The sequence below is a fragment of the uncultured Brachyspira sp. genome, from assembly GCF_949287625.1.
Lineage (GTDB): Bacteria > Spirochaetota > Brachyspiria > Brachyspirales > Brachyspiraceae > Brachyspira.
The window spans coordinates 1-11,550 of record NZ_CASEGO010000103.1 but is presented as its reverse complement, the minus strand read 5'-3'; the positions used below and the strand labels follow the sequence as shown (position 1 = coordinate 11,550).

The following is an 11,550-nucleotide window of genomic DNA, read 5'->3' as shown; positions in this document are numbered from 1 at the left end:
CTTGATTATAGTCAGCTCTTACTGAATTAATTAAGTTTTTCAAAATACGTTCATGTCCTTCTTTAGCAAACAGATAACGCATAAAGTAGTCATTTAAAACATTAATATTTATCATAATATTATTATAATTAAATAATATATAAATGTCAAAGTATAATTCTTATTTTAAAACAGTTTAGTATGGTTTGCATACCTTGCATGGAGTATATCCCTTATATTCTGCCTCTGATAATGATATTTCATACGCCTCTCCTTTTATAGTGCGGCAGTTTTTAAGATGATATTTTTTACCTGTTTTAGTTATATATACTATATTTTCAGCAATTACATTAGAAGATATTATAATGGCGAGTATGATTATAAATGTTATTATTTTTTTCATGTTTTTATTCTTCTTTACAAATGATATAATAATTAATCATACATTAGTTTTATAATTTGATAAACATCTTATATAAGGTTTTTTTATATAGTTTAAGAAAATAATATTAATTTTTTTAATATTACCACTTGACAAAAAATAACTTTGTAGTATAATGCAAGCATTCATTAACTAGTTTGGAGTTGTAGCTCAGTTTGGTTAGAGCGCCTGCCTGTCACGCAGGAGGCCGCGGGTTCGAGCCCCGTCAACTCCGCTTTTTTTTATTTAAACCACGGAGAAATATAATGCCTAATATAGCTTCAGCATCTAAAAGATTGAGACAAAACGAAGTTAAAAACCTTTATAATAGAAAAATTAAAAGTTTCTTAAATACTCAAAAAAAGAAAGTTATTAAATCTATAGAAGGTAATGATAAATCTGCAGCTATGACAGAATTCAAAAAATATGCAAGTGCTTTAGATAAAGCTGCTAGAAAATCTGTTATACACTCCAACAGAGCTGCAGCAAAAAAATCTGATATGATGAAAAAAATTAATGCTATGAATTAATTTTTAATTTGGAACTTAATAAGACCTGTACCCTTGATGGTGTATAGGTCTTTTTTATTTTAACACTATTAATATTTTTTTAAATTTTATGTAAAAAATTCTTGCATTTATCTGTTTATTTCTTATATTAATAATATAAGAGATTAATAATTAGTTACAATATATAACAATTTTATCACATAAAATGATTAGAATATATTAATTAAAAACGGAGGATTTTATATGACAAAATTATTAAACAGCATAAATAATGACTGCACAGTTATAGACGATGAGGAGTATAATTTATTAATCAATGAATATAATGATATACTAATTGATAGTATAATAGAAGAATAAATAGTTTAAATTTTTTTTTCCTTTTTTATTAGCCTGTGCTTAATGCATGGGCTTTTTTATTTAACATTAATAATATATAAAATTGTAGAAATTAATATATTTTTTACTTATAATGTTATAATATTTGATGACGATAATTCTAGTATTTTAGGATAATTTCTTATGAGATTAAAAATATCTAACTTTGCAAAGATAGAGAAAGCAGATATAAAAATAGACGGCATAACTGTAATATGCGGAGATAATGATACAGGAAAAAGCACAATAGGTAAGATTTTATTTTCTATATTTAATTATGAAGATTTTAAAAATGAACGTATAGAAAAAGATTTCAGAAGAAAATTGTATCAAACTTTAATTAGATATATTTTTAAAAATGAAATAAAGCATTATTATTTTGAGATAATGGATAATATATTCTATAATATAGATTATCCATGTAATGATATAAATAGAGATAAATTATTTAATATATTAAAGATAAATATTCCAGATAAAATTATTAATAATATAAACGATGAAACAATTTATAAAGTTGCAGATGATATATTAAAAGTTATGCATGTCTCTGAAGATAAATTAAAATTTCAAATAATGAGTGATTATTTTGGAAATATTTTTGAAAATCAAATTAATAATTTATTTAATAAAAATGTAAATGCTGAATTGGAATTAAAAATAAAAGAACAAAAAATGAATATAGAGTTTAAAAATGACGAATGTATAAAATTTGAATCTGATTTTAATATTATTCATAATGCATTTTATATAGATAATCCTTTTATTATAAATTATATAAATAGTGATATTGATACCGATAATTTTATTTTAGAAAAAACAATATATGATTTTATATCTGATGATAATAAAAATGTTTTTGATTCAGTGAATAATAAAGAAATTTTAGAAAAAGTTTATGATGTATTTAATAGTGTTATGAATGCAAAAATAATAAATAAAGATAATGATTTTTATTTATACTATAATGATAAAGATGTTGAAATAAAATTAGAAAATCTTTCTGCTGGATTAAAATCTTTTGTAATAATAAAAAGGCTTTTAGAAAATGGTTCTTTGAATGAAAAAGATGTTCTTATATTAGATGAGCCTGAAATACATCTTCACCCAAAATGGCAGTTGATTTATGCTGAGTTAATTGTTTTATTACAGAAATATTTTAATTTAACTATTACTATAACTACTCATAGTCATTATTTTTTGGAGGCTATCAACAGATTTTCTAAAAGGCATAATATAGATGAAAGAGTTAATTTTTATATTACTGAATTAGCAGAAAATAAATGTAATGTAGTATTTAAAAATGTTAATGATAATTTGGATATAATTTATGAAAAAATGTATGAACCTTTAGAGATATTGTCTAATATGAGAGAAGAGCAGGATAATGAGAGAAATAATCCTTAATGAATTAAAACAATCAATATTATCAGAAATTTATAATTTGGATTATTACAATTTAGAAGATACTTTAAAAGAAACATCTTTAAGTAAAGTTAAAAGTGATACTTTAAAAGATTATATTGTAACTTATATAACTGATGCGGAAAATAAAGTTATTAATGGAGATAAATTAATAAAAAAATATAATTCAAAATATAAATTTAGTTTAAAGGTAAGTTCTGTAGATGCTATTTATAAATTTACAAATGGCATTATATATTTAATAGAGTTTAAAAGCGGTTCAGTAAATAAAGAAGATGTGTGCAAAAAAGCATATGATACTTATATTGCTTTATCAGAATTAAAATTAATAAAAGATATTAATGATTCTAAAAGCAGGGTTTTTTATATTATGGTTTATAAAGAAGAACATTCTGATTATAATACTAAAATAAAAGATACTTTAAAAAAATATTTAAATGATATTCGTAAGAATAAAGATTATTATAAAATAGGTTATTTTGAAGGATGTTTATTTAAAGAATCTTTTGCATGCAGTCAAGATGATTTTAATACATTTATAGTTAAAGAATTTGATAATGAAGAAAATATATAATACATATTTTATTTTAAACTAAAAATAATACATAAAAACTAATAAAATTATTTTTTATTATAATAAATCTTCATAAATATTCATTTTATACTTATCATACTTATATATTGACAAATAAATAAAAATGTATATACTATATATTGATATAGTTTTTATTGGAGGATAAATTATGAACTTAGAAGAAAAACTTGAAGCATACTATAAGAGCTCTTCTATAGAAGATGATATGGAGAAATGCGAATCTACAAATGATTTCAGTAAAATAAGAAGGCATCCTTATGATTATTTTCATTATAAAGATGCTTTTTTGCAAGATTATTTTTCTATAGAAGATGAAGCATTAAAGAAAAGATATGAACATTTTATGAAGATACTTCTTTACGGAAACGATAAAGAAGGAGAAGGCGGAACTAGATATGTTATTTTTGATTATATAGTTAATAGAGATTTTGAAAAGTCACTCAGATATCTTGTTTATGGATATGAGAAAAGATATAAAGAGCAGGCAAGAACTTTAAATGGTGAAAAATTAATATATACAGTTTTTGAAGATTTTAATAAATACTTCAGTAAAGAGTTTGAAGAATACACAGATAAATATATTGATATTATTAATAGCAATGATAATAAAAAGATACTGCATAAAATGGGAAGAGATGCAGTAATACCATTGATTGCAATATGTTCTGTTATCAAAAATAATAAAGAATGCGATGAGAAATATATAAATGCCGCTATAAAATCATTTGATGTTTTGCCAAATCTTTATGATACTTTAAATGTTATTGCTGCTCTTTTAGATAAAAACGAAGCTATAAAAAATAAATTTGTAGAAGTATTAAATAATAATGAAGAATATATTATTGATATGAATATTGAAATTGGAGAGTATTTAAGATTATTAGATTACAGTAATCCTTATAAAGCTAGAGAGAAATTCTTCAATGCAATAAATTATCCTAATGATTTCGCATTTATAGCACAGCATTTTCAAAACTATTTTCATTATGCATTCATTTATGGGGCAAGAGATTTATATTTGAATCATAAAGAAGATTTTTATAAAATTTATAATTTAGTAGGAAATGATTTAAAAAATGATAGAAACAAAAGAATATTTATAGTACTTAGCGGTGTTTTATTAGAGCATAATGATAATAAAATAGACACAAATAATTTAAAAAAGTCGATACCTGTATTTCAAACTATAGTTAATAAATTCACAGAAGATAATTCGGATAGATATAATAAAAGACCTACTTTTACTACTACAGTAAAAATAGAAGAAATATTTGATAAAGATAAAAATAAACTCTTTGATATGCTTATTGAATATTATACAGACAAAAAAAATACATACAATCTATACAGTACATACAGATGGGGAAATACTCTCCCTGAATATTGTCTCAATACAGAACTTTATTATTTATACTCTCTATTTAATTATGACAGCGATGAAATGAAAAACTATAAAAAGTTTGCTCTTGATATTTTTAAATATTTACCAATTCAGATTGGAATAAGAAAATATATAGAAGTGCAGGCATCTATAGGAAAGAAGACTCTAAAAGAAGTTATTGATAGTTTATTAAATAATAAAGAATTAAATATTACATTAAAAGAAATTCTGCTTTCATACTATTTTGATTATGCAGGAGATTTTTCAAATTATTATTATGACTATGGCGGAAAATGTCTTCCTACATTATATAAAGAGCTTAGATGCGTAGATGAAAATAATAATGTTATTATAAATAGCGTAAAAGATGAATTATTTAAAAGCTATTTTGATGAAGTAGTAAATATATTAAATGATGATAAGTTTATAAAAGATAATATAGCATCAAATAAAAATACAGCATTAGATATATTAAAGACTTTGTATAATAAATATAATTATAAAAATTATCATTTAGTTTATACAGTTCTTGAAAATACAAAGAGAGCAGAGGTAAAAAGATATTGTATTAAAGCTATTTCTGATAATGAAAAGATTACAAGAGAATATGTTGAGAAAATGTCAGAGAAGGTAAGATCATCAGAACTTAAAGGGGCATTAAAAAATATTATTAAGAATTGGAATCTTAAAAAATACGGCGATAATTTCAAAAGCATTGATGAGGCTTTGGAGTTTATTGATACTTATTACAATACAAATTATGAAAAAAATATTAAGTTTTTAGATGATGTTCATTTAACAAAAGTTCTATACAATAATGGAAAATTGGCTGATAATAGAATATTTAAATATATTATTATGGAATATATGAACTTGGTTGAGCCTGCCAGATTAAAAGACTGCGGCATGCTTACTGAGATTCTTGATACTTCTTCATTTACAAATGCTTTAGAAATGTTATATATTTATTGGAAAGATTCTAATTATGAAGCAGCAAAGAAAAATATTTTAATACCTTATCTTTTATATTCTGATAATTCAAAGATAGATAAAGTTTATCCTCTTATAAAAGAGTTTGCTAAAGGTTCCCGTACTGTTATGGGGGCATTTATTGTAAAATGTATTGCATTAAACGGAAAAAGCTATGCATTAATATTAGTAGACAGCCTCACAAGAAAAGCACCTACTGCAAAAATAAAAGAAGTAGCAATAGAGACTATGGAAAATGCTGCATACTTACTTGATATGACAACAGATGAGCTTTCAGACAGAATAATACCTAATTTCGGATTTGACAGAAAAGGAGAAAAAGTTTTAAGATACGGAGGAGAGGCAAAAAGAACATTTACATTATCCATAAACAATGATCTTGAACTCACAATAACAGATAATGATAAACAAAAAATAATAAAATCGCTCCCAGCTCCAAACAGCAAAGACGACAAAACAGAAGCAGATAACGCCAAAAAAGAATGCACAGCTCTCAAAAAAGAAATAAAAACTTTAGTACAGAGTCAGAAAATAAGACTTCAGAAAGTATTATTAAACGGCAGAAAATGGACTTATGATAATTTCAAAACTGTATTTGTTGAAAACCCTATAATGAATCTATTTGCATTAAAACTAATATGGGGCGTTTATGATGAGAATAACAATTTGATAGAAAGTTTCAGATATATGGAAGACGGCACTTTCAATACAGTTGATGAAGAAGAGTACACTCTCAAAGAAAATGCTTTAATAACTTTAGTGCACCCTTCAGAATTAAACTCTGACACTATATCAAAATGGAAAACTCAATTATCCGATTATGAGATATCACAGCCTATAGAACAGCTTGATTTTAAATATGAAGAGATTACAGAAAAAGATATAAGCGAAGATAAAATTACTTCTCTTAATTCCAAAAAAATAAAAGCAGGAGTATTAATGTCATTAGCAAATAAATACGACATGGCTAGAGGCGAGACTATGGACGGCGGAACTTTCTGCGAGTACATATTAAAAGATACTTATCTCAATATTGCTGTTCATATCTCATTTGACTATATGTATTTCGGAATGGACGCTAATGAAGATATTGAGTTTGGCGATATAGAGTTTTGCGAGATAAATGACGGTATTGAAACTTTGATTAATCCTCTAAAAGTGGAAAAAAGATTTGCTTCTTCAATTTACAGTATAGTAAAAAGTGTTTTTGGAGATTAATATTTATTAATAAACAATACGCACGGTAAATAGATTAAAAATTTAAACTAGTTAATAATTAAAAGTGCAATTATTAACTAGTTTTTTATTATATATACATAAACAACTATATTTTGTCAAAATAATTTTTTTAATTTAAAATATTTGCAGGGCTTTGCCCCGCGCCCCACTTCTTTTGTTGCCACAAAGAAGCAAAAGGGCTATATTTTAGCTTAAATTAATAATTTATTATACATGTAAAACAAAATTAATATTATTTAGTTACCAATTTTATACTTGCACTTTTTGGTTCTTTTTGCGGCAGGAAAAAGAACAATAAAAAAAATTGACAAACTTTAAAATTTTATATATACTAAAAATTTTAATTACTTGTTTTTAATAATAATTCTTCTCGCTGTTTTTCCCAATATTCTTTATATGAAATGGTATCATTAAAAATAATAAATTTTTTATCATCAGATAGTTTAAATTTGTCTTTAGAAAAGTGTTTCATATCATCTAGTAACTCTATGGCTTTTGATTTATTAGTATTTATTAAATTATTTATAATATTAACTTCTGACAATAGATATTCATGTCTTTTCTCATCAATTTCTTTGTGAATATTTGAAAGTAATTCTTTTATTTCATTCTTATAACTTTCATCTTGTATTTTTTTATAATATTTGTTTCTATCATTATAAGCATCAAATACATATTGGTAATTTGAATAATTCATCTCATTATTAATAGCATTTGCAAAATTAATAAAAAAGTTTGTAGACATATTATCATATAATTCTTTTTTATATTTTTTCACAATACCAGCTTCATTAATATCAGCCAAAGGATAAATATATTTTAAATATAGAGAATTATTTTTATTATATGCATCATTAAATTTTTTATTTTCTATCAAATTAGAAATTTCACTGCTTAATGAATTAATATATTCAATGTTCTTCTGCTTGTAATTATTAGTATATAAATATCCATATACTGTAGGAATACCAATTAATATTAAAAGCATTGACACTAAATATAAAACTGATTTTATTAAATTAGCCGTATAAAATTTAAACCTAATATTAAATAAATAATGATAACTTATAAACCATATTAATGCTGTAATTCCAGTTATTACAGAAGCAGGCAATATAGATAAAAATATAAATTTAACTATTCCGATATTATATGCATTGGCATCTACTAACATTGATATAAAAAATGATATTATAAAAACTATAGGCAAAACTATATTCATTTTATCATAATATCCATATAAACTTCTTAAAACATTATTTTCTCTATAGCTTTTATATTTAAAATATAAATTACTAAAACGTAAATTTATATTATTTCTATTTTTAAATATAATATCATCATAGCTATATGACCTGTAAATATTTTCTGCTACTATTTTAGGGATAAATTTTACTTCATCATCATTGTTGTTATTTACTATAAATAATGTCCCTATAGTTGGGTTATTAGAGACAACGGTATAGAAATCAGAATTGTTATAAAGCTTCATAGTACATTTAGCATTACTATTATCTATATTCGGACATTCATAATCTGCTGAATATTCTTCATTAAGCCAAGCTTCAAATGTATCTAAAGCATATTGATATAATTCAAGCACATAAGAATCTCTGCAATAAGATTTAAAAGATGAAGTTATACCATTAATTAAATACTCTTTATTTTGCTTATTATTTTCTGATAATATTAATTTAGAATCATTAAGCATTAATTGTTCTGTTAAACTTATATTATTATTTAAAAGAATCATATTTTGTTTAACAGCAGACATTTTTGTTCTTGCTGTATTTTTAAGTGTAGGTAAAGCTTCATAAAATTTTTTTCTTTTATCTTCTAATGCTTTTTGTTTTTTACTATATCCTAAAAATGCTCCTGCAGCTGCTGCTCCAAGTCCTACTAATGGATTTATAAAAAAAGCAGATAATACTCCTATTCCAGCAACTGCATTTCCTAAATCTATCCAAGGCGATGCCAATCTATCTATTGTTGCAAATATATCATCAAGCTCTTTTTTTATTTGTAAAAACTCTTCATCATTTAATAATCTATTAGACATTTATTTATCTCCATTACTTTAATAAGTTAATTAACATTTGGGATATTGTCATATTAAAATTATTGACCATATTTAAAAGTTCTGTTCTATGCTTTATTTCTGATTCATTTATTGTATCTGTAGGTATACTTAATACTTGCTGAGCAAATAAATTCAAATTGTTGGAAATATTATTAAGCATATTAGAGGTTAAATTAAAACTATGTTTAAATTTTTCTAAATCAATATCTGCTTTTTTCATCAAATATTGAAATTGTCTTTCTATTACCATCATATCTTTTTCTATCTCTTTCATACTCACAACTGCTGATGCAATTGTTCCTACTATTCCGCCTGCTTGCTGTGAATTATTTAATTCATTTAAAGATCTGCTAAGTTTATTATTTACACTAGTTAATTGATTATTGATATCATTAGATGTATTTTCATTCATAATATTGTTACTCCTTAAAAATTATTTTGTTGCTACTTTGAAAACTAAAATAGCTAAAAGAACTATTATTATAATTCCTATTCCTCCAACTATTAAAAGCCCCCATTTCAAAAATTTTACTATACCTCTTAATGAACTATTAGCTTCTAAAACTCCATTCTGTATACCGTTAAGCCCTCCTACAACCAATAATAAAGCATCTTCAAACCAACCAAGAACAGGTAAAACATCAGGAACTAAATCTACAGGCGAAACTGTGTATATTAATGCTAAAATTAAAGGTATCCAAGGTACTATTCCAGATTGTGCAGGTTTGTTTGAATTGTTATTATATTCATTGTAATCACTCATAAGAAACTCCTATTATTTTATTATAACGCTGGTGCATGTTTTCCATTGTTAATTCCATTAGGATGCCTTGGACAATTTTGAGAAGTTAATGAACTTAAAGAAGTAAATGAACTTCCGCAATATTTACAAATGTAACTAGATTTTTCGCTACCCTCATAAAGTTTATGCTTTCCTTTATTAATACCGTTTGGGTGTCTTGGACAGTTTTGTGATAATAAAGAAGCTGCTGTAGAAAATTTGGATCCGCAATATTCACAGTAAAAATTTGACATAATATTCTCCTATTTTATTTTTTATTGCAATGCCAAAAGAAATGGCATTAATATATTTAAGTATTTCCGAAGATTGAAATAAATTTTTGATACTTATTTGATAGAATGAGTTTATAAAGTTTAATAAGATATTATAATGCGATGCGATGCGATGCGATGCGCTGCGATGCGATTAAACGGCATAATTAAATAAACCTTATATTAGTATTCTCATTAATTAAGTATATACCATAATATTTATTTGTCAATATTTTATGTCTTTATATAAAAAATAAAAATGATTATTGAGTATTTTATTTATTGATACGCACGGTAAATAGATTAAAAAAATTTAAACTAGTTAATAATGCAGTTAGTGTTATTAACTAGTTTTTTATTTATCGTGCGGTGTATAAATTCCAAATTTAAATAACGCTTGGGCGGGTGCACTTTTTGAAGTGAAGACTTAGAAGATTTAATCAAAGTTTATATAAAAAATAAAGCTTTTAAATCTAAAATGGCGGGGATTAGAATAAGTAAAAAAAATATTGCAGGGATAAATTATAATATTATTTTAACTCTGCCTTTATATTTTATGACAGCGATATTTTACTGAGCATTAGGATTTAAAGAAGGTAAATACCAAGTGATACCAGTGTTGGCACCGAATGCTATAGGCAAACCATTTACTGTAGACTGTATTTTAGGTACTCCGTTATCTACGTCCATTTCAAAATACCATTCCAAAGCATCTATAGGTCTTACATAAACTTCTCCATATGCTGACCAGTATACACTATGTACAAGTTTGCTTCCTTTTCTTCCGTCATCTTCAACTCTGTATCCTAAACCAGGTTCAAATATAAAGTTTACAATATCAGTATTAACACTTAAAGATATACTAGGAAGTATTCTCAAGTCATAAGGGTTTCTGTCATATGCTTCTTCGCCTGCACTTGCTTTACGAGATGCAATAACAGACCATGCTTTAATATCAGATGTATAACTGCTTGTCATAACAGCTTTTCCTTTAGCATCTAAAGCAGAAGCGAAATCTATTCTTAAGAAAGGATTAACAACTACATTATCCATTATAGTATTTAAGAAATGAAGTCTTAATTGGAAACTTAAATTTTTAGCTGAATATTCTTCTGCTGCTTGTTTATAGGAATTTTGACCATAGTTAAATTCAAATCTTATATAGTTGAAAGCATCTATTCCAGTGTAGTATCTTACTTGTGCAGGTATGCTCAAACCAAAATAGTCAGTTCTTCCATTTCCTACATCATCTTTTTTACTGATACTTACAGGTATTGCTGCTCTTAAATTATTATTAACAGCATTAAATACTACTACAGGTGTATGAGCATCAACCATTTTGCTATTATCGCCTGAAACATTATTCATAGTATAATTCCACACCAACACCGAAACCATCACCAGTATATACTGGAACGATTTCATTTTGTCAACTGATGTACATTATATAGAATTATCAACTTTTTTGCCGCACAAAAAAGTTGCAAAAAACGCAATTAC

General features: G+C 24.7%; 9 protein-coding genes, 1 tRNA gene and 1 pseudogene. 5 read left to right on the top strand and 6 right to left on the bottom strand.

Features of this window, described 5'->3' with window-relative positions; all coding sequences use genetic code 11:
- Positions 1-175: 175 nt before the first annotated feature.
- A complete protein-coding gene (locus tag Q1X91_RS12900; RefSeq protein WP_300758234.1) occupies positions 176-382 on the bottom strand; it encodes a hypothetical protein in 207 nt (68 codons plus the stop codon).
- Between the two features lie 178 nt (positions 383-560).
- Here Q1X91_RS12900 and Q1X91_RS12895 point away from each other — a divergent pair.
- The 5 genes from Q1X91_RS12895 (at position 561) to Q1X91_RS12875 (ending at position 6,896) form a co-directional block, all read left to right on the top strand.
- Positions 561-635 (top strand) — tRNA-Asp (locus Q1X91_RS12895).
- Positions 636-666: 31 nt separating this feature from the next.
- Complete coding sequence (gene rpsT, locus Q1X91_RS12890) at positions 667-930, top strand: 30S ribosomal protein S20 (protein WP_300758231.1); 264 nt, start codon at positions 667-669, stop codon at positions 928-930.
- 501 nt (positions 931-1,431) lie between these two features.
- Positions 1,432-2,694 (top strand): AAA family ATPase, encoded by a 1,263-nt coding sequence (locus tag Q1X91_RS12885; protein WP_300758229.1) that lies wholly within the window; start codon positions 1,432-1,434, stop codon positions 2,692-2,694.
- Complete coding sequence (locus Q1X91_RS12880; RefSeq protein ID WP_300758227.1) at positions 2,675-3,286, top strand: hypothetical protein; 612 nt, start codon at positions 2,675-2,677, stop codon at positions 3,284-3,286. The genes Q1X91_RS12885 and Q1X91_RS12880 overlap by 20 nt, the downstream gene beginning before the upstream one ends.
- 169 nt (positions 3,287-3,455) lie before the next feature.
- Positions 3,456-6,896, top strand: coding sequence for a DUF4132 domain-containing protein (locus tag Q1X91_RS12875; protein ID WP_300758224.1), 3,441 nt, complete (start codon positions 3,456-3,458; stop codon positions 6,894-6,896).
- A gap of 361 nt (positions 6,897-7,257) precedes the next feature.
- Here the strand turns inward: Q1X91_RS12875 and Q1X91_RS12870 are convergent, their stop codons facing one another.
- The 5 genes and pseudogenes from Q1X91_RS12870 to Q1X91_RS12850 form a co-directional block, all read right to left on the bottom strand.
- Positions 7,258-8,976: a hypothetical protein gene (locus Q1X91_RS12870; protein ID WP_300758221.1), complete on the bottom strand. Its 1,719-nt coding sequence runs from the start codon at positions 8,974-8,976 to the stop codon at positions 7,258-7,260.
- 13 nt (positions 8,977-8,989) lie between these two features.
- A complete protein-coding gene (locus tag Q1X91_RS12865; protein WP_300758218.1) occupies positions 8,990-9,409 on the bottom strand; it encodes a hypothetical protein in 420 nt (139 codons plus the stop codon).
- Positions 9,410-9,430: 21 nt separating this feature from the next.
- Positions 9,431-9,760 carry a DUF1232 domain-containing protein gene (locus Q1X91_RS12860; RefSeq protein ID WP_300758216.1) on the bottom strand — a complete coding sequence of 110 codons (330 nt, stop codon included), beginning with the start codon at positions 9,758-9,760 and terminating at the stop codon, positions 9,431-9,433.
- Between the two features lie 20 nt (positions 9,761-9,780).
- On the bottom strand, positions 9,781-10,032 hold the full coding sequence (locus Q1X91_RS12855) for a C2H2-type zinc finger protein (RefSeq protein WP_157154782.1): 252 nt from the start codon (positions 10,030-10,032) through the stop codon (positions 9,781-9,783).
- A gap of 588 nt (positions 10,033-10,620) precedes the next feature.
- Positions 10,621-11,458 (bottom strand): annotated as a pseudogene (locus tag Q1X91_RS12850) (cell surface protein); the annotation flags it as partial.
- Positions 11,459-11,550: the final 92 nt, after the last annotated feature.